The organism is Kitasatospora sp. NPDC059408 (assembly GCF_042751525.1).
In the GTDB taxonomy this organism is placed as follows: domain Bacteria; phylum Actinomycetota; class Actinomycetes; order Streptomycetales; family Streptomycetaceae; genus Kitasatospora.
This window is the reverse complement of the sequence record NZ_JBHYWI010000006.1, coordinates 170,883-188,450: the sequence shown is the minus strand read 5'-3', so window position 1 is coordinate 188,450 and position 17,568 is coordinate 170,883. Positions and strand designations below refer to the sequence as shown.

Here is a 17,568-nt window from a genome sequence, read left to right as displayed (position 1 = left end):
CTCCCACCACGCTGAGGGTCAGGCCGCGTCCGGGTCGGTGCCGATGGCCCCGGCCGAGCGGAGTGACCGCCCGAGGTCTCCGGTGAGGATGCGGGGGTGTCGCCGCCACCACCACAGGTCGGGGCCTGGCAGTTCGTGGAACCGGTCGAGTGCTTGGCCGTCGTCGTCGACGGTCGCGGCCTTGTACCGGTCGTCCAGGGCTTTGATCCGCGGCGTCCAGAGCTGGACGAGGTGCTCGTCCAGCAGGAGCCACGCCTCGTGGAGCCAGTTCCGGCAGTAGAGGTCGTTGGTGTACTCGTGGATGTCGTCGTCATAGCCGCGCTCGATGACACCCACCAGGGCGGCCCACGCGTTCACCATGTCCGAGACCGTGAACGCCGTCCGCCAGCCGCGCTGGTGCAACAGCTCGCCCACCTCGGTTTCCGTGGCCATGATCGTGAGGCTCTCATGCCGAAACCCTCCGGGCTACCGAGATGTGTCCGCACGCGGCCGGCCGCACGCCCGAACCTAGCCGGAGGTGGTGACTGTCGTGGTCTCGCCGGGGGAGACGTGGAGTGTGGCCGTGCTGTAGGTGGTGCCGTCCGCTGTGGTGGTCTGGGCCGGGTGCGGTGTGCCGTTGACGGTGATGGTGGGGTGGGTGCCGGGGAAGCGGGGGGTCCAGGTGAGCGGGGTCGGGCCCGTGTTGGTGAGGGTCGTGGCGCTGTGGCCGCCCTGGCGGAGGGTGATCCGCGTTGTGCCGACGGGGATGTCCGCGACCTGGAGCCAGGTCATCGAGGTCGGCAGGTGGGAGGTGGTCTCGACGGCGTCGGAGGCGGCGGAGGCGTCGGGGGTGAGGCCCAGGAGGCCCTGGACGGTCTGGGACAGGAGGGTGAACGGGACTTCGGGGTAGTCGCCGTTCAACATGCGGCCGCTGGTGTGGACTTGGGGGGTGGCCTCGTAGATGGTGCGCATCCACTTCCACGCCCTGTCCCCGTCGCCGGCGGCGAAGAAGGCGTCCGGGAGGTAGGTGTAGGCCTCCAGGTTGTCGGAGCGTCGCGGGCCGGAGTCCTGGGCGTCGAGGTCGGCGAGGAAGGCGTCCCGGCGCGGGCCCGCGTCCAGGAGGTGTTTGGCGGGCATCAGGATGCTCGCCTCGTAGCCCCAGTCGGTGAGGGGGTGGCCGCCGGTGTCGTAGCCGTGGACGACGGCGCCGGGGTGTTGCGGGTCCACCGTCCAGACGGAGTTCGCGTATCGCCGGAGGGTTTCGGCGGCCTGGCGGTAGGCGGCGCGGTCGCTGCGCGAGGAGGCGAGGGTCGCGGCGGCGAGGTAGGCCTGGTACTGGGCGCCGAGGGCGTCGCCCGCCTCGGCGTACGTGGTGGTGGCGTTCTCGGCGTAGCTCGCGGTGCCCTTGAAGATGTTGCGGCTGGCGGCCTGCGGGATCGGGACGCCGCCGTTGTCGAGGGGCCCGGGGTGGCGGGCGATGTACGGGCCGAGGGTGCCGCGGACGTAGCGGGTGAGGACGGGGTCGTCGGTGTAGTCGCGGTCGCCGGTCCAGCGGTAGGCCTCGCCGGTCTTCTCCACGAGCTCGAAGGGGGCGGGGAGTTCCCGGACGAAGCTGCTCGGGCTGCGGTAGTCGATGCTGCCCGGGGTCTTGGCGTCGAAGTTGACGGACCACACCGGGTCCAGCCCGTTGGCGTCGGTCGCGGAGGCGGCGAAGGCGCGCAGCATGGTCTTGTTCTGGGCGTCGAGCCCCAACAGGTGGGCGCCGACGAGCTGGTGGGCGAAGTCGCGGCTGTAGAAGTCGGACCGGAACGGGTAGCCGGCCCAGTAGGTGGTGTCGTAGGCCGCGGTGCCCGTGCCGTCGGGGTGGTTCTCGTCGAGGTTGAGGATGCCGGGGGCGCCGGCCTGCTGGACCCAGCTGTTGGCCTTGGTCTTGGCCCAGTCGAACAGGGCGACGACCTCGGGGTCGGAGGAGTCGATCAGCGGGTCGTTCGGGGCGGAGGGAGCGACGGCGGCCTCGTCGACGTTGACCCAGCCGGTGGGGGAGGAGCCGAAGGCGAGCGTCAGCCGGTCACCGGGCGAGAGGTGGATGCGGGGGAGGGTGTACTTGGCGTAGACGGGCTGGCCGGGGAGGGCGAGTTGGCGGACGACTGTGCCGTTGACGGTGGCCGAGAAGGTGCCGCCCGCTGCTCCGCTCGCGATCCACGCGGACAGGTCGTACGTCCCGTCGGTGACGGCGGTGACCTCCTGGCTCACCCGGTAACCGGTGCCCGCGTCGAGGTAGGCGAGGCGGGTACCGGTGTGCGGGTTGTTGGTGGCGAGGCCGGTGTGGGCGGTGAACGTCCAGCCGTCGGCGCCCAGTTCGAAGCCGGGGTTGGCGAGGAGGAGCGGCTCGGTGCGGGTGAGCGTCCAGCGCTGGGCGGGGCTCGGGGTGCAGGGCTGGACGCGGACCGGGCCGTCGTGGTGGGGCGTGAGGCAGCGGCCGCCCGTCGCGAGGGTGTGGCCGCCGGGCACGGGGGAGACGGTGAGGCGCGCTGCGCTGCCGCAGTCGGCGGCGGTGAGGTCGGCGGCGAGGCAGCGCCCGGTCGCGGCGTCGGCGAGGAGGTAGCCGTCGGCGCCGCGGCGCAGTTGCCACCGCTGGCTGAGCAGGCCCTGGCAGGCGGCGGTGACGGCGGGCGTGCCGAGGGCCGGCCGGGCGAACCGCGGGCCCAGGCAACTGCCGTCCACGGATGACGAGATGACGTAGGTGCCGCCGTCCACCGGATCGTCTCCGGCGGCGGAGGCGGGGGCCGCCCCCGCGATGACGGCGAGGGCGGCGAGGGCGGAGAAGCTGGACAGGACGGTGTTGTGCACGGGAGGCATGAGCGGCTCCTGGGCGTACGTCGGGGGCGCTTGGTCAGTGGAGTGTTGAACGTTCAAATCGCGGCGGGACGGGTGGGACAAGTGCGGGCGCGAACCTCAGGCCGAAGGGCTTGACCCATGTGATCGGTGACATGTGTCATTTCACATGGCGTCCTGAGGGCCCGTCAACGGGCGCGCAAGGGCGGCCATCGCTTTCCCGTTCCCTCTCCCCGTTCCTCGTTCCCCTTCCTCGTTCCCCTTCCTCCGACCGAGAGTCAGGACCTCCCTGTGCCTACCGCACGTTCACGTCTCGCCGGATCGCTCCGGAAACTCCTGCTCGGGGCGCTCGTCCTCGGGCTCGCCGGCACCGGCACCGCCGGTACGGCCCTCGCCCAGGGCGAGCGGCAGCCCGGGCCGGCGGGCAGCGCCGCGCCCGCCGATCCGCACCCGGCCGCCGAGGGCTGGCGGCAGATCGACGGCACCTGGGTGCAGGTCGGCGCCACCCGGCCGCACGTGATGCCCAACGCCACCACCTTCGCCCAGCGGCAGGCGGCGAAGACCACTGCGGCCGCCGCCCCGCGCAACAACTACGACCTGCAGATGACCTACCGGGGCGGCCAGGACTCGATCGGCGTCACCACGGGCCAGCCGAAGGTGTACCTGATCTACTGGGGTAGCCAGTGGGGCACCCCCGGCACCGACGCGACGACCGGAAACCTCACCCTCTCGGGTGACCCGGACGCCGCCGCGCCCTACCAGCAGGACTTCTTCAAGGGCCTGGGCAGCACGACCGACACGTGGTCCCGCGTGATGACCCAGTACTGCGAGGGCATCGCGCCCGGTTCGTCCTACTGCCCGCCCGACGCCAACCACGTCGGCATGCCGGTGGCCGGCCAGACGCTCGCGGGCGTGTGGGTGGACAACGCGGCGCCCGCGCCGAAGGCCGCCACCGAGCCGGAGATCGCGGCCGAAGTCGTCGCCGCCGCCAAGCACTTCGGCAACACGGACCCGAACCAGAACCGGGACGTGCAGTACATCATCAACACCGGCCAGGGCCTGGACTCCGACAAGTGGAAGGAGCTCGGCTACTGCGCCTGGCACACCTTCATGCGCAGCTCGGCCGGCACCCTCGCCTACACGCTCATGCCGTACCTGACCGACGTGCCCGCGTGCGGTACCAACTGGATCAACCCGGGCGCGCGCGGCCGCCTCGACGGCTACGGGATCATCGGCGGTCACGAGTACGCCGAGACGATCACCGACCAGAACGCCTCCGGCGCCTGGACGGACGCGACCGGCCAGGAGAACGGCGACAAGTGCTCCTGGATCCCGGTCGGCCGCAACGGCGGGATGTTCAACCTCCAGCTCTCGACCGGGAGTTTTCCGGTGCAGACCACGTGGTCGAACTACGACCACCTGTGCACGGGCGACGACCCGGTCTTCGCCAACGCGCAGCTCCTCGTGACCCGTCCGTGCGAGCAGACGGTCGAGAGCGGCAAGCCCGTCGACCTCGCCGTCCTCGCCTCCGACCGCGCCGGGCGCCCGATCACGTACGGCGCCAAGGGCCTGCCCGCCGGGCTGCGGATCGACGCGGCGACCGGCCGCATCACCGGGACGACGCACGCGACCGGCTGGCGCACGATCACCGTGACCGGCCGCGACGACCGGGGCAACACGCAGAGCCAGACCTTCCGGGCCGGCTTCTTCCGCGGCCCGCAGACCGGCTGCACCCCGATCGAGCAGCTCAACGACCCGGGCTTCGAGAACGGCACCGCCGACCACGGCGTGTGGAACCCGTCCGGCTACAACATCATCACGCCGTCCACCGCCCACCAGGCGCACGGCGGCGCGACGTACGCGTGGCTCGGGCAGAACACTGCGAGCGACGACTCGATCGTCCAGTGGGTCGAGACGACCCCGGGCTACACCCAGGAGCACCTGTCCTTCTGGCTGAACGTCACGGGCAGCGCCCAGGGCGCCTCCGCGCCCGGCGGCTCGGCGGTGGACACGCTCTCGCTGGAGCTGTACGACCAGTGGAGCGGCACCTACATGGCGACCGTCAAGACCTGGAGCAACCTGGACGCGACGAACGGCTACCGACTGCAGTCCTTCGACCTGACGCCGTACGTGGCGGCCGAGTTCGGCTCGACGGTGGGCATCAAGCTGGTCGCGCACTCGACGAGCGGGAAGACCGCCTTCCTGGTGGACGACGCGTCGGTGAAGCTGACCTGATTCCGCCGTTCGGCGCAGCCCTCCGGCCCCGGCCCCGGTCCCGGCCCTGGTCCCGGTCCCGGTCCCGGCCGGGGCCGGAGGGCGATCGGGAAGGGGATGTGCCACTTGTGGTGCGTCCCTTCCGAGGCGGGCTCGGACTCCCTAGCGTTGTGCGCATGACAAAATTTGGTGCGTCGGTAGCCGCTGTTCTCACCGCCCTCGCGCTCGCCGCCCCGGCCACGGCGGCCCGTGCCGAGGCGGGGCCGGCCGCGAACCCGGCCGCGAACCCGGCCGCAGGCCCCGCGGCGACCGCGACCGTCACCGCCCAGCAGGCCCTCGACCAGGTGCTGGCCGCGGCCCGCGACGGGAAGCCCGCCCTCGCGGGTGCGGCCCTCGCCGACTCGGGGCCGTTCTACTTCCACGTCCGTGCCTACGGGGACGGCTACTGCCTCGACAACTTCGCCAGCGGCGGCGGTGCGAACAACTCGCCCGCCGGCTTCTGGGCCTGCAACAACGGGCCCACCGAGCAGTGGCGGTGGCGCGTGTACGACGCGGGGGCCTTCTACGGGCTCGAACTCGTCAACAACGCCTCCGGCCGCTGCCTGGACTACCCCGAGTCGTGGGGCAACACGGTGGGCGCGCAGTTCAACGTCTACGACTGCAAGGACGGCGGCGCCCCGGGGCAGACCTTCCACTCCTACGTCGACGGTGCCGACATCTCGCTCACCTCGCCCAAGACCAGCAGCGTCGTCGCCCTCGACGGATACTCGTCGCGCTGGCAGGGCAACGGGAGCCCGGTCGGCCTGTGGTACGCGGACACCAACAACTTCAACGCCTGGCAGCGCTGGTACTGAGGCGCTCGCCGATTCCCTCCGGCCCCGGTCCGCAGCCAGCGGACCGGGGCCGGACGGGCGTCGCGGCGGGCGTCTGGGCGGGCGTCTGGCGCGGATCAGCGCCGCAGGGCGGCGAGGGTGTCGTCGAGGGTCGGGGCGCCCGGGCGGGGACGGTTGTGCGGGAGGCGGCCGAGCAGGTTGCCCATCGCGCAGGTGTTACTGAGGGCTGAGACCACCAGCCCGCCGCCGACCGCTGCCGCGAGCCAGCGGGCGCCCGGGCGGACCAGGTCCGTCAGCATGGCGCCGAGGACCAGCGAGCCTGCCACCAGCCGGACTTGACGGTCCATCGCCCACACCGCGCGGGCTCCCTCCAGCCGGTTGAGCGGGTGGCCGGCACTCGCCCAGGCGCCGGTGCCGCCGATCACCGGCACGGCCGGGATGCCGGCGGCCGTCAGGCGTTCGACCGCGGTGGTCGCGCGCGGGCCGGACGCGCAGGTGACGGCGAGTTCGCCGCGCGCGGCGGCGTCGCGCAGGGCAGTGAGGGCGTCGTCGAGGCGGTCGAGGGGGATGTTGAGCGCGCCGGGAATGTGGCCGGCGGCGTACTCGCCGGGGGAGCGGACGTCGATGAGGGTGAGCTGCTCCAGGCGGGGGCGGAGCTGCTCGACGGTCAGCGGCGTGGTCATGGGGGCCTTCCAAGGGGGGAGTTGTGTGCGGGTGAGCTGTGTGCGGGTGAGCTGTGCGCGGGGGAGTTGTGTGCGGGGGTCGGAGCGGAGCTTCAGTGCAGGGCAGTCACGAGCATGAGGCCTGCGACGCCCAACAGCGCGAAGGCGAAGGCCTTCTGGAGTGTCCGGCCGCTGAGGCGGTCGGCGAGCCGCTTGCCGTCCCACGCGCCGAGGATCGCGGCGCCGGTGAAGGGGGCGGCGACGGCCCAGTCGATAGCGGCGGTGGCACCGAGCCGGGGGACGAGGGCGGCCAGGGAGTTGGCGGTGATCACCAGCAGGCTGGTGCCGACCGCCTCGGCCATGGTGAAGGCGAGCACGGACACCAGTGCGGGGACGGCGAGGAAGCCCCCGCCGACGCCGAGCAGCCCGGTGACGGCGCCCAGGCCAGCGCCCGCCGCCGTCGAGCGGGCCGGACCGGCGGCGGAGCGCTCCTCCTCCCCGGCGTCGCGCCGCGGGGCGAGCATCCGCCAGGCGGCGAGTGCGGCCAGCACCGCGAAGGCGGCGGTGAGCAGCGCGGACGGCACGTGCGCGGAGAGCGCCCCGGCCGCGGCGGCGGCCGGCAGTCCGGCGGCGGCGAACAGGGCGCCGGTGCGCCAGCGCACCCGGCCGGCCCGGGCGTGCGCGACCAGGCCGGTCAGTGAGGTGGCGGCGACGATCAGCAGGCTGGCGGTGGTGGCCCGGGCCGGGCTGAAGCCGAGCAGGTAGACCAGCGCGGGCACGGCCAGCATGCTGCCGCCGCCGCCCAGGCCGCCGAGCGCGAGGCCGACGACGGCGCCGGCGGCGAGGGCGAGGATCAGGGCGGTCATATGACGAGTCCCGCGTCACCGCCCGGCGTGGTCACGGGCAGGCCCGCGTGCGCCCACGCGGTCATGCCGCCGGTGACGTTCAGGACGGTGGCCCCGCGCGCGGTGAGCAGCTCGGCGGCCCGCTGGGAGCGGTTGCCGGAGCGACAGATCGCGAGGACGGTCCGCCCCTCGAACACGGGCGGGAGCGGCGCGCCCGCGGCGAGGGCGACGAGGGGCAGGTGGACGGCGCCGGGGGCGTGGCCCGCGGCGTACTCGGCCGCGTCGCGGACGTCGAGCAGGACGGCCCCGGCGCTGCGGGCGAGGTCGTGGGCATCCGCGGCGGTGGTCTGCCCGGGGGCGGGCGGCTGTGCGGGCATGGGCTTCTCCAGAGGTGGGTGACTGTGTCGACGGCCCCGTACGGCTCTCGGCGACGGCGGCCGGATCCCCCCTGCGGCTCACCATAGTACCCCCGGGGGTATTATCGAAACCGTTCGGCGATACCCCTCCCGGTATTCGGCCATGGCGGCCCTATGCTGGTAGGCATACCGAGGGGGGTATCGAGATCGTCTCGCGGCGCCACTGTCGCGCCGCCCAGGAGGTGCCCGTGTACTTCGCCCAGTTCTACCTCGACTGTCTCTCGCAGGCCTCGTACCTGATCGCCGACGAGGGCACCGGCCGTGCCGTCGTCGTCGACCCGCGCCGCGACGTCGACGAGTACGTCGCCGACGCCGAGGCGCGCGGTCTGACCGTCGTCGGCGTGATCAACACCCACTTCCACGCCGACTTCCTGGCCGGCCACCTGGAGCTGGCCGACCGCACCGGCGCGTGGATCGGCTACGGGCGCCGGGCCGAGACCGAGTACCCGATTCGCCACCTCGCCGACGGCGAGCGGATCACGCTGGGCGACGTCACCCTCCAGATCATGGAGACCCCCGGACACACCCCCGAGTCGATCAGCGTCCTCGTCTACGAGCACGCCGACGACGAGGCCCCTTACGGCGTCCTCACGGGCGATGCCCTGTTCATCGGCGACGTCGGCCGCCCCGACCTGCTCGCCTCCGCCGGTGTCACCGCCGAGGACCTCGGCGCCATGCTCTACGACTCCGTCCACCGCAAGCTCATGGCCCTGCCCGACGCCGTCCGGGTCTTCCCCGCCCACGGCGCCGGGTCGGCCTGCGGCAAGAACCTCTCCACCGAGAAGCAGTCCACCATCGGCGCGCAGCGCCTGACCAACTACGCCTGCCAGCCCATGGACCAGGACACCTTCGTCCGCATCGTCACCGCCGGCCAGTCCGCCGCCCCCGCCTACTTCGGCCACGACGCCGCCCTCAACCGGCAGCACCACCCCCTGCTCGACCGCACCAACCCCGCCCGCCCCCTGTGCCCCGAGGCCTTCCAGGAGGCCCGCACCGCGGGTGCCGTCGTCCTCGACGCCCGCAACCCCCAGGACTTCGGCGCAGGACACCTCCACGGCGCCATCAACGTCCCCCTCGACGGCCGCTTCGCCGAACAGGCCGGCACCGTCCTCACCCCCGACCACGACCTCGCGATCATCGCCCCGCAAGACCGCGAGGACGAGGTCGTCACCCGCCTCGCCCGCATCGGCTTCGACCACATCGCCGGCTACCTGCGCAACCCCGCCACCGCCCTGACCGCCCTCGCCGACGACCTCACCCCCGCCAGCCGCCTCACCGCCGACCAACTCCGCACCGCCCTCACCACCGAACAGCCCCCCACCGTCCTCGACGTCCGCACCTGCGGCGAACGCGAAACAGGCTCCATCGAAGGATCCCTCCACATCCCCCTCGCCGAACTCCCCACCCGCCTGGACGAGATCCCCACCGACCACCCCCTCGTCATCCACTGCGCCAGCGGCCACCGCTCCTCCATCGCCGCCAGCCTCCTGCGCCACCACGGCCGCACCGATGTCTCCGACCTCCTCGGCGGCTACGGCGCCTGGCACACCCTCACCGACGCCTGATCACCGGAGCCGAGGCGGTCGCCCGGATGCGACCCAGCCGCGAAAGCCCTGGCCGCGGAAAACGCGCGAGGGGTCTGCCCTCATGGACACGCCCCTCGCAACCGCCATGGACCTACCCTCCAGACAGTCGCTGCTGCCGCACCCAGGCCTGCACCTCGGACACCTTGAACTGCAACTTCGCATTCGCACCGGCACCGAACCGATAAGGAACCAGCCCCACACGCTGCGCCTCGCGATACACCCACGCAACGGACATGTTCAGATACTCGGCAGCCTGCCTGACGCTCATGAACTGCTCGGACACGGCTTCTCCTCGGTGACCAGGTGGATCCAGCGGACCCCGAAGATCAGCGACAACGCACGATTTGGCTGCGCTGTAACCTCGTGGGAGCGAAGCCATCCCGGCGGCACTGTCGGGCGGTCAGGGCGATGTCCGAGCGTGTCAGCCAACGGAGTACCTCAGGCTGGCTCGTATCACCGGCGCGCGGTGGAGAGCGGGCCGCCGAAGGCAGGTTCGAAGGCGTTCGGGGTTGCCTTCGAGGGGGTCGTCCATCGCGCGGCCGGCCCCGGTCGGGCCGAGTGCCATGCAGACGCACTTCAGCGCGGCCCGGGTGAGTTTTCGGGGTTTCGGTGGCGTACGACCGGGGACTGCGGGATCCTCGTTCCCCGTCCCCGAAGAGGGCAGGGGCAGAAGGTCGTTGGAGGAATGCCATGAGTGAGCGGGAGACGTGGTCGACGGACGAGTTCGGCGCCCTGCATACAGGTGAGGTCGGTGTACTCCTGGCCGACGGCACCGTTCCGCGCCCAGTCATCTACGACACGAGCAGCAGTGGGGCAGCGCACTCCGTTTCGCACTGGAGCGTCTACGACGGGACTCTCCGTGCGCCGCGAGCGCACGCGCTGCGCGGGGTGTGCTCCTGCGGTTGGACAGGCCCTGAGCGCCTGCTGGACTGGGACGAGACCGATGACCCGAAGTTGGACCGGGCGCGTGTCGGCATGGCGATCCAATGCGAGAGCGACTGGTGGGACACGCACCTTGTCGAGGTGGAGGCGTCCGCGGTGCCTCTGCCCGAGACGATCACCGACCTGCTGAGCCGGCTGGGAGAGGAGATCGAGAAACTGGGGCACACCCAACCGCTGGCGGCCGTACGCGCGGCCCGCAAGCTGGAGATTACCGCCGGGGACGTCGCCCTCTGGCCCGCCCGCAACGCCTGGAACGACAACAGCACCGTACAGATCGCCACTGCCCTTGGTCTCAACGAAGCCGACGCCCGCCATCTGCTGCACCGCTACAGCCGCTACAGCCGTCACAACCGTTACAGCTGAGATCTCCGCGCCTGGCCATCGGCTGACCGGGGCCCGCGCCAGGTGGGCCCCACGCTCACCCGCGCAGCGAGCGGACGGGGGGCGCTTCATGGCGAGCGAGGGATCGCGCTCAGCAACCGGTGATGACGACCGGCCCTTCAGACCGTGAACCACTCCTTGCCCTCGGCGGAGCTGTACGCCAGGACGATGATGCCCGCGATCGCCATGCCGGCCAGCGAGATGATCGAGCCGGAGAAGAGCTGTCTCACGCCGGCGACGATCGTGAGCCACTCGATCACCAGCACGGTCTTCCGGGTCCACCGGGCCCCACCCGGCGCCACGGCCGCGCAGGTGCCGAGCAGGATGCCGATCAGGATCGAGAGGAAGGCGATGAACGTCACCAGGACGAGACCGTCACCGTGCCGGCCGTGAATCAGTGCGAGTAGGAAGATTCCAGCGGCGACGTTGATGACGGCGTGCAGCCAGACCCCCGCTACCACCCACTTGAGTGATGTCGGCATCCGCTCGTCCGCCAACTGGTTCGTCATCGGTGACCACCCCCGGATCGTCGGTGCGGCCGGGGCCGGTGGCCGGGCCGTAGGGGAGAGGATCCGGGTGGCCGGGTCTGCCGTCAATGGCCACGTCCGCCGCCCTTTCTCCGGTTGGCCGAAAGCTGTCGACACTCCGATGGGCAGGTTATATTGACGAAGAATCAGGTGATCCCCTTTGTCCAGTGGCACTCTGGATGCGGAGGTTGGTGAATCGCCCTCCGGCAGCGCAGCCGGGTCGCGGCGCCGCGGTTGGTGGTGTAGCTGCTGGAGAGCATCTGCCGGGCCGCGTACCGAAGGGCGCGGTTGTCGGCGCGTTCGGCGCGGACGTGGGAGCGGGATGCCTGTTCGAAGGTCCGTGCCGCGGCCAGGGGCTGGGTCCTGGTGTCGGCAGGTGCGCGGACGGCGATCACGTCGAGGATCTCGATCTCGCCGGCAGCCGGGCTGAGGGCGCCCGCGCACTGCCTGCTGGACGGCGCGCAGGCCGCCCTCCGTCGGGGTCAGTCGCCCCGCGCCCGGCACGGCCGGTCGGATCCAGTACGTCGACGTCCTCCACCGCAGCCGTTTCCGTCACCGGGGCGACGGGCTGCCCGGCGTCCTCCAGGGCCCGCCGCAGGTCGGCGACGCTCGGGGCGCCGGCGATGCGGCCTTCGGCGTCGCGGTACAGGCGGCAGGACACACTCGCGGGCGCACCGGGCACGGCGAAGGGGTCCACCCCGTCCAGCAGCACGGTGGGCGAGCCGGTCATCCCCCATCGTTCCGCTTGCGCGGTGTCGGTGACCTCGACGAACTCCACCGCTGCCTCCCGCTCGCCGAGCGCGGCCGTCAGCCGCTGCCCGACCACGGGCGCGTTCGGGCAGTCGGGAACGGTCAGTACCCGGATTCGCATCGCGCCGTCCTCCCAGCTCACACGTCCTGCTGCCGAGGCTAGACCTTCCACTGCACTGGAAGGTCAAGACGTAGGCTGGAGGCATGCGCATCGGCGACCTCGCGGCCGGCAGTGGCCTGACGGCCAAGACCATCCGCTTCTACGAGCAGGCCGGGCTGCTGCCCGACCCTCCCCGCACCCAGGGCGGATACCGGGACTACCCGCCCCAGGCCGCGGACCGGCTCGGCTTCATCCGCCAGGCCCAGGCCGCCGGGCTCACCCTCGCCGAGATCCGCTCGATCCTGGAGCTGCGCGACGGCGGCGACGCGCCCTGCACCCACGTCGCCGGCCTCATCCAGCAGCACCTCGCCGACATCGAGCACCGCCTGGCGGAGTTGCGCAAGACCCGTGCGGCGCTGCGGGAGCTGGCCGAGCGTGCAGCAGACACCGATCCGGCCGCCTGCACGGAGACCGCCATCTGCACCATCCTCAACCACACGTAGGCCGTCTACCGAAGCCCTCGCCCCGGAGAAGCACGACCATGCCGACGCCGGGGCTCAAGCCTCGCGGCCTTGTTCGGCGCGATCCCACGCGGCGCGCAGCGACTCCGCCAGGCGTCGGGGTTCGATCCGGTGGGGTGGGCCGAAGTGGTGCCGGTCTTCGAACGTCCCGAGTTGGAAATCCGGGAACACCTTCGACAACCGGACCGCCACGTCCCCGTAGTCCTCGGGGTGGCGCGGCCGTTCGAGCCCGTCGTTTCCGGGGGATGACGCTAGGAATGACGCTAGGCAGCCACGGCGGTCCCGAGGGAGTCGGCGCCCATGGACTTCGGGCCGCCCTTCTCGTAGAAGACGTCGAGGCTGGTGATGGTGAAGCCGGCGCCGGTGAGCATGTCGACGATCGGCCGGGTCAGATGGCATCCGTCGAAGAGCCGCTCCTGCAGGGGTTCGAGACGTTCCTGCCAGCGTACGACCTTCTCGTCGGGGGCCAGTCCGTGCTCGACGAAGTGCAGGGTCCCTCCGGGCTTCAGCACGCGCCGCACCTCGCGCAGGGCGGTGTCGGCGTCCGGGATGGTGCAGAGCGTCCAGGTCGACAGCGCGGCGTCGTAGGTGTGGTCCGCGAAGGGCAGCGACTGGCCGTCCAGCCCCGCTCGCTGCACGGGGACGGTCGTCGCCGCGAGCCGCTTGCCCGCCAGCTTCCAGCCGACGTCGGACGGTTCGACCGCGTCCACCCTGGTGACCGCCGCCGGGTAGAAGGGAACGTTGAGCCCGGAGCCGAACCCGATCTCCAGGACCTCGCCCTCCAGCCCCTCGCAGACCCGGCGTCGCAGCTCTTCGGCCTCCTTCATCCCGCAGAGGACGTTGATGATCCGCGGGACGACCTGCTCGCCGTAGAACCCCATCATGGCCTCCGTCGCTCAGGATCGCGGCCGTCCCCCGACCGGGACGACGGCATCACTGGAGAACTGGGTGCCCAGTCCCCGCCGGCTCATGCACGCGCTCGACAAGAGAGTGTGCTCGGTCGCGGACCCTTGACACCATCCACGCCTGATCGCAGCCACTTCGGTACCAGGGAGCGCCCAGGCACTCCCCACAGCGCCTGTCTCCGGTGATGCCGCTGCCTTCCGCGCCCGTGGGAAGGCAGGGCGCGGAAGGCAGTTTTCGACGGGGTGAGTGCTACGTCCCCGGCGCGGCTCAGTTCGTCACTGATGCGTACACGGCCTCCAGCTGCGCACGGTCGACCTCCGTGACGCTCAGCACGTTGATGAGCTTGTCGAGCTGCTTGGTCACCTGCTCCAGTGCCGTGTCGTCCGCGTTGACCACGAGGGTGACCCGGGAGAAGCCGCGCTCCTCGGCCGGGACGACGGCGAGGGAGTCGATGTTGAAGCCGCGCCGGCTGAAGAGGGCGGTGATCCGGGTGAGCGCGCTGGGCTTGTCCTCGACGAGGACCGACAACGTGTGCTTGCTCATGAGTTGTCACTCTCCCACTTCGGAGTCATGTCCCGGGCGATCATGATGTCGTCGTTGCTGGTCCCGGAGGGGACGAAGGGCCAGACCATCGCGTCCTCGTGGACCACGAAGTCGATGACCACCGGCACGTCGTTGATCTCCATCGCCTTGGCGATCGTGTCGTCCACGTCCTCGGGCCGGGTGCACCGCAGACTGACGCAGCCGTAGGCCTCCCCGAGCTTCACGAAGTCGGGGACGCGCTGGGCCGTCTGCAGATCGCTGTTGGAGTACCGCTCGCCGTAGAACAGCCCCTGCCACTGGCGGATCATGCCGAGGTTGCCGTTGTTGATGACCGCGACCTTGATCGGCACACCTTCGACCGTGCAGGTGGCCAGCTCCTGATTGGTCATCTGGAAGCAGCCGTCCCCGTCGATCGCCCAGACCACGGTGTCCGGCCGGCCCATCTTGGCGCCCATCGCGGCGGGCACGGCGAAACCCATCGTGCCCAGGCCGCCGGAGGTGATGAAGGAGCCGGGCTTCTCGAAGCCGATGAACTGGGACGCCCACATCTGGTGCTGGCCGACGCCGGCCACGTAGAGGGCGTCCGGCCCGACGAGGGAGCCGAGCCTCTCCAGGACGTACTGCGGAGCCAGCGAGCCGTCCGCGAAGTCCTCATACCCCAGCGGGTAGGTCTCCTTCAGCCCGTCGAGCAGCGCGCGCCACTTGACGTAGTCACCGGGGCGGTCGATCGCGTGGACGAGGGCGCCGATGACCTCCTTGCAGTCACCCACGATCGGCACGTCCGCCACCCGGTTCTTGGAGATCTCCGCCGGGTCGATGTCCGCGTGGATGACCTTGGCCCGCGGGGCGAACGACGCCAGCTGCCCGGTGACCCGGTCGTCGAACCGCACGCCCAGGGCGATGAGCAGGTCCGACTTCTGCAGTGCGCCCACCGCCGGGACGCTGCCGTGCATGCCGGGCATCCCCATGTGGAGCGGGTGGTCGTCGGGGAAGGTGCCCCTGGCCATCAGCGTGGTGACGACCGGAATGCCGGTCAGCTCCGCCAGGCTGAGGAGTTCCGCCGAGGCGCCGGCCTTGTGCACGCCGCCGCCGACGTACAGCACCGGGCACTCGGCCTCGGAGATGAGCCTGGCCGCTTCCTGGATCTGCTTGGCGTGCGGCCGGGTGACCGGCCGGTAGCCCGGCAGCTGCGTCGTCGGTTCCCAGTGGAATTCGGTGCGGGCCTGCAACGCGTCCTTGGAGATGTCGACCAGTACCGGACCGGGCCGGCCCGTGGAGGCGATGTGGAAGGCGTCCGCGATGGCGCGCGGGATGTCGTCGGCGTCGGTCACCAGGAAGTTGTGCTTGGTGATCGGAAGGGTGATGCCGCAGATGTCGGCTTCCTGGAAGGCGTCCGTGCCGATCATGCTGCTCGACACCTGGCCGGTGATGGCCACCATCGGGATGGAGTCCATGTACGCGTCGGCGATCGGGGTGACCAGGTTGGTGGCGCCCGGCCCGGAGGTGGCCATGCAGACACCGACCTTGCCGGTCGCCTGGGCGTACCCCTCCGCCGCGTGTCCGGCGCCCTGCTCGTGCCGCACCAGTACGTGGCGGATCTTGCTCGAATCGTAGAGCGCATCGTAGGCGGGCAGGATCTGGCCGCCGGGAAATCCGAACACGGTGTCGACTCCGGCGTGCTCCAAAGCCCTGACCAGAGCTTGAGCACCTGTCATCTGTTCGGTCATCTGCTCGTTCCTGTTGACTTGGCTCGAATGCTGGGCGTGCCTGCTGACCCGAGTTGTGCTGAGGGGAATGACGCCCGTTCGCAAGGCTGATTCGAAGGGCAGCGCGCAGCACCCGGCAGTTCCCGGACCGTGAGTCCGGGAAGTACGACGAGGTGGCGCGCTAAGAGCGGTGTCGGGTGACGACAACGCGCCCAGCGGCTCCGAGGGATCAGAACTCCCGTCGGAGCAGAGCAAGTCCGTTCGTGACGGCCCAAGCAAGTTCCCGCAGCAAGCCGCGAGAAGGTTCGGCCGCAGCCTAACTTCCCGCCGTGTGGCGGTGCAAGTCCCACGGGCTCTGGCCAGCCACTCCGCCACGTCGGCCGACAGTCGGTCAGATCTGCTCGGCTGTATCGCAGTTGGCACTGCCGCGACCTGTTCGAGAACCCCCGCCAGCCACCGCGTCGACGGACGCGCCGTCCACGCCCGCGCCGACATTACTGACGAGGTGTCAGTCGACACCTTGGCCCACCGACCCCCGGAGCCGACAACATCGCCCAAACCACCCGGCCGATCCGCGACAACCCCGACTGAGCACTCCCACTCCTGGGTATCACCGACAATCCAGACACCAACAGATCTTGACCGAGTCATGCCTTGCGCCGGCCACCTGGGTGAATTAACTTTGCGATGCATCGGCGTTGGGGGGATCTGACGTCGCCGCCCCCGGGGCCCACCCGCAGCCCGCACCGGGACCGTCACGAATGTCTTATTCAAGGCCACGGCCTCGGGCAGCTTCCCATCAGCTGCGCCGTGCGTTCCATGGACGCCCTTGGCCTTCCGCTTCGCTGCCGAGGACGGCTGCACCCGGATGACCCTCAATGCTCCACGCGACGGCAGAAGCAGTTATCGACCTGCTCTGTGACGTGTCATTCCGCTATCAAGGGGGAAGCGAAGTTGGACTACGGTATTGCCACCGTCACCTTAGGTGGCGCCCTGCCGGACAAAATCAAGGCAATCGCCGACGCCGGCTTTTCCGGTTTCGAATTAATGGAATGGGACCTGCAAGGATCCTCGGTGTCCGCCGCCCGGGCCATGGCGGACGATCTCGGCCTGAAAATCCTGAACTATCAGCCGCTCAGGGACTTCGAAGGCGGCCCCAGGGACCAGCTGGTGCCCAAGCTGGACCGGATCGAGCGGATCTTCGACCGCATGGAGCAGCTGAGGACGAGCACGCTGCTCCTGTGCAGTAACGTCACCGACGTTTCGGACCTCGACGACGGTGCCGTCGCCGATGACCTGGCGCGCCTGGGCGAACGGGCCGCGGCCAGAGGGTTTTCGATCGGCTACGAAGCCCTGTCCTGGGGCATACGCGTCAACACGTTCCGCCAGGCCTGGAGAATGATCGAGCGTTCCGGTGCCGGCAACATCGGTCTGGTGCTGGACAGCTTTCACACTCTTGCCCTGGACGACCCTTTCGAAGACCTGGCCGACGTGCCCGCCGATCGCATCACGCTGATACAGGTGTCGGACGCTCCCCGGATGGACCTGGATGTGAAGTCCTGGAGCCGGCACCACCGCTGTCTGCCGGGCGAGGGGGATTTCGACGTAGCCGCGTTCCTGGCGCCCGTGCTGGCCAACGGCTACGACGGCCCGATTTCACTCGAGATATTCAACGATCATTACAAGGCGCTGCCTCCTGCGCCGCTGGCACGGCACGGCATGACCGCGTTGCGCGACGTCACGTCGGCGGCGATGAATCCGGCAACCAGGGCAGCGACTACGAGCCCGTGATGCTACGACGGCATGTGAAATCCGGCACTTC

The 17,568-nt window shown here is 70.6% G+C and carries 16 protein-coding genes and 1 pseudogene; 6 read left to right on the top strand and 11 right to left on the bottom strand.

Going from position 1 to position 17,568, the window contains the following annotated elements:
* Positions 1–18 precede the first annotated feature (18 nt).
* Entirely contained in the window at positions 19–432 is a 414-nt protein-coding gene (locus ACFXDE_RS06905) for a hypothetical protein (protein WP_380491585.1), read from the bottom strand.
* Between the two features lie 75 nt (positions 433–507).
* Positions 508–2,838, bottom strand: coding sequence for a hypothetical protein (locus tag ACFXDE_RS06900; RefSeq protein WP_380491583.1), 2,331 nt, complete (start codon positions 2,836–2,838; stop codon positions 508–510).
* Between the two features lie 267 nt (positions 2,839–3,105).
* Between ACFXDE_RS06900 and ACFXDE_RS06895 the strand changes: the two genes are divergently transcribed.
* Together ACFXDE_RS06895 and ACFXDE_RS06890 are read left to right on the top strand one after the other, a co-directional pair.
* A complete protein-coding gene (locus ACFXDE_RS06895) occupies positions 3,106–5,049 on the top strand; it encodes an Ig domain-containing protein (RefSeq protein WP_380491581.1) in 1,944 nt (647 codons plus the stop codon).
* Between the two features lie 155 nt (positions 5,050–5,204).
* Positions 5,205–5,882 (top strand): RICIN domain-containing protein, encoded by a 678-nt coding sequence (locus ACFXDE_RS06890; RefSeq protein ID WP_380491579.1) that lies wholly within the window; start codon positions 5,205–5,207, stop codon positions 5,880–5,882.
* Between the two features lie 95 nt (positions 5,883–5,977).
* On the opposite strand, the gene ACFXDE_RS06885 is transcribed toward ACFXDE_RS06890, so the two are convergent.
* From ACFXDE_RS06885 to ACFXDE_RS06875, 3 genes are all read right to left on the bottom strand, one after another.
* Positions 5,978–6,544 carry a rhodanese-like domain-containing protein gene (locus ACFXDE_RS06885; RefSeq protein WP_380491577.1) on the bottom strand — a complete coding sequence of 189 codons (567 nt, stop codon included), beginning with the start codon at positions 6,542–6,544 and terminating at the stop codon, positions 5,978–5,980.
* A gap of 92 nt (positions 6,545–6,636) precedes the next feature.
* Entirely contained in the window at positions 6,637–7,389 is a 753-nt protein-coding gene (locus ACFXDE_RS06880) for a sulfite exporter TauE/SafE family protein (RefSeq protein WP_380491575.1), read from the bottom strand.
* Positions 7,386–7,745, bottom strand: a complete 360-nt coding sequence (locus tag ACFXDE_RS06875; protein WP_380447422.1) for a rhodanese-like domain-containing protein — start codon at positions 7,743–7,745, stop codon at positions 7,386–7,388. The genes ACFXDE_RS06880 and ACFXDE_RS06875 overlap by 4 nt, the downstream gene beginning before the upstream one ends.
* A 227-nt stretch (positions 7,746–7,972) precedes the next feature.
* On the opposite strand from ACFXDE_RS06875, the gene ACFXDE_RS06870 reads away from it, so the two are divergent.
* Positions 7,973–9,349, top strand: a complete 1,377-nt coding sequence (locus tag ACFXDE_RS06870; protein ID WP_380491572.1) for a rhodanese-like domain-containing protein — start codon at positions 7,973–7,975, stop codon at positions 9,347–9,349.
* Positions 9,350–9,461: 112 nt separating this feature from the next.
* Here ACFXDE_RS06870 and ACFXDE_RS06865 read toward each other — a convergent pair whose 3' ends face one another.
* Complete coding sequence (locus ACFXDE_RS06865) at positions 9,462–9,653, bottom strand: helix-turn-helix domain-containing protein (RefSeq protein WP_380491570.1); 192 nt, start codon at positions 9,651–9,653, stop codon at positions 9,462–9,464.
* A 407-nt stretch (positions 9,654–10,060) separates the two neighbouring features.
* Between ACFXDE_RS06865 and ACFXDE_RS06860 the strand changes: the two genes are divergently transcribed.
* Positions 10,061–10,675, top strand: coding sequence for a hypothetical protein (locus ACFXDE_RS06860; RefSeq protein WP_380491568.1), 615 nt, complete (start codon positions 10,061–10,063; stop codon positions 10,673–10,675).
* Between the two features lie 137 nt (positions 10,676–10,812).
* Here the strand turns inward: ACFXDE_RS06860 and ACFXDE_RS06855 are convergent, their stop codons facing one another.
* Together ACFXDE_RS06855 and ACFXDE_RS06850 are read right to left on the bottom strand one after the other, a co-directional pair.
* Positions 10,813–11,202, bottom strand: coding sequence for a hypothetical protein (locus tag ACFXDE_RS06855; protein ID WP_380491566.1), 390 nt, complete (start codon positions 11,200–11,202; stop codon positions 10,813–10,815).
* 409 nt (positions 11,203–11,611) lie between these two features.
* On the bottom strand, positions 11,612–12,091 hold the full coding sequence (locus ACFXDE_RS06850; protein WP_380491564.1) for a hypothetical protein: 480 nt from the start codon (positions 12,089–12,091) through the stop codon (positions 11,612–11,614).
* Positions 12,092–12,174: 83 nt separating this feature from the next.
* Here ACFXDE_RS06850 and ACFXDE_RS06845 point away from each other — a divergent pair, with 83 nt between their 5' ends.
* Positions 12,175–12,573: a heavy metal-responsive transcriptional regulator gene (locus ACFXDE_RS06845; protein ID WP_380491563.1), complete on the top strand. Its 399-nt coding sequence runs from the start codon at positions 12,175–12,177 to the stop codon at positions 12,571–12,573.
* Positions 12,574–12,854: 281 nt separating this feature from the next.
* Here ACFXDE_RS06845 and ACFXDE_RS06840 read toward each other — a convergent pair whose 3' ends face one another.
* From ACFXDE_RS06840 to ACFXDE_RS06830, 3 genes and pseudogenes are all read right to left on the bottom strand, one after another.
* Positions 12,855–13,475 (bottom strand): class I SAM-dependent methyltransferase, encoded by a 621-nt coding sequence (locus tag ACFXDE_RS06840; protein WP_380491561.1) that lies wholly within the window; start codon positions 13,473–13,475, stop codon positions 12,855–12,857.
* Positions 13,476–13,800: 325 nt separating this feature from the next.
* Positions 13,801–14,040: pseudogene (gene ilvN / locus ACFXDE_RS06835) on the bottom strand (acetolactate synthase small subunit); the annotation flags it as partial.
* Positions 14,037–15,767 (bottom strand): acetolactate synthase large subunit, encoded by a 1,731-nt coding sequence (locus ACFXDE_RS06830; protein WP_380447406.1) that lies wholly within the window; start codon positions 15,765–15,767, stop codon positions 14,037–14,039. The gene ACFXDE_RS06830 and the pseudogene ilvN, both read right to left, overlap by 4 nt.
* A gap of 933 nt (positions 15,768–16,700) precedes the next feature.
* Between ACFXDE_RS06830 and ACFXDE_RS06825 the strand changes: the two genes are divergently transcribed.
* Positions 16,701–17,537, top strand: coding sequence for a sugar phosphate isomerase/epimerase family protein (locus ACFXDE_RS06825; RefSeq protein WP_380447404.1), 837 nt, complete (start codon positions 16,701–16,703; stop codon positions 17,535–17,537).
* The last annotated feature ends 31 nt before the right edge of the window (positions 17,538–17,568 follow it).

What these genes read in the sequence shown, in the direction of transcription:
- ACFXDE_RS06840 (WP_380491561.1), bottom strand. Translation starts at nt 13,475, where the DNA reads ATGATGGGGTTCTACGGCGAGCAGGTCGTCCCGCGGATCATCAACGTC.
- ACFXDE_RS06845 (WP_380491563.1), top strand. Translation starts at nt 12,175, where the DNA reads ATGCGCATCGGCGACCTCGCGGCCGGCAGTGGCCTGACGGCCAAGACC.
- ACFXDE_RS06860 (WP_380491568.1), top strand. Translation starts at nt 10,061, where the DNA reads ATGAGTGAGCGGGAGACGTGGTCGACGGACGAGTTCGGCGCCCTGCAT.
- ACFXDE_RS06880 (WP_380491575.1), bottom strand. Translation starts at nt 7,389, where the DNA reads ATGACCGCCCTGATCCTCGCCCTCGCCGCCGGCGCCGTCGTCGGCCTC.
- ACFXDE_RS06890 (WP_380491579.1), top strand. Translation starts at nt 5,205, where the DNA reads ATGACAAAATTTGGTGCGTCGGTAGCCGCTGTTCTCACCGCCCTCGCG.
- ACFXDE_RS06885 (WP_380491577.1), bottom strand. Translation starts at nt 6,544, where the DNA reads ATGACCACGCCGCTGACCGTCGAGCAGCTCCGCCCCCGCCTGGAGCAG.
- ACFXDE_RS06855 (WP_380491566.1), bottom strand. Translation starts at nt 11,202, where the DNA reads ATGACGAACCAGTTGGCGGACGAGCGGATGCCGACATCACTCAAGTGG.
- ACFXDE_RS06850 (WP_380491564.1), bottom strand. Translation starts at nt 12,091, where the DNA reads ATGCGAATCCGGGTACTGACCGTTCCCGACTGCCCGAACGCGCCCGTG.
- ACFXDE_RS06900 (WP_380491583.1), bottom strand. Translation starts at nt 2,838, where the DNA reads ATGCCTCCCGTGCACAACACCGTCCTGTCCAGCTTCTCCGCCCTCGCC.
- ACFXDE_RS06905 (WP_380491585.1), bottom strand. Translation starts at nt 432, where the DNA reads ATGGCCACGGAAACCGAGGTGGGCGAGCTGTTGCACCAGCGCGGCTGG.
- ACFXDE_RS06875 (WP_380447422.1), bottom strand. Translation starts at nt 7,745, where the DNA reads ATGCCCGCACAGCCGCCCGCCCCCGGGCAGACCACCGCCGCGGATGCC.
- ACFXDE_RS06830 (WP_380447406.1), bottom strand. Translation starts at nt 15,767, where the DNA reads ATGACCGAACAGATGACAGGTGCTCAAGCTCTGGTCAGGGCTTTGGAG.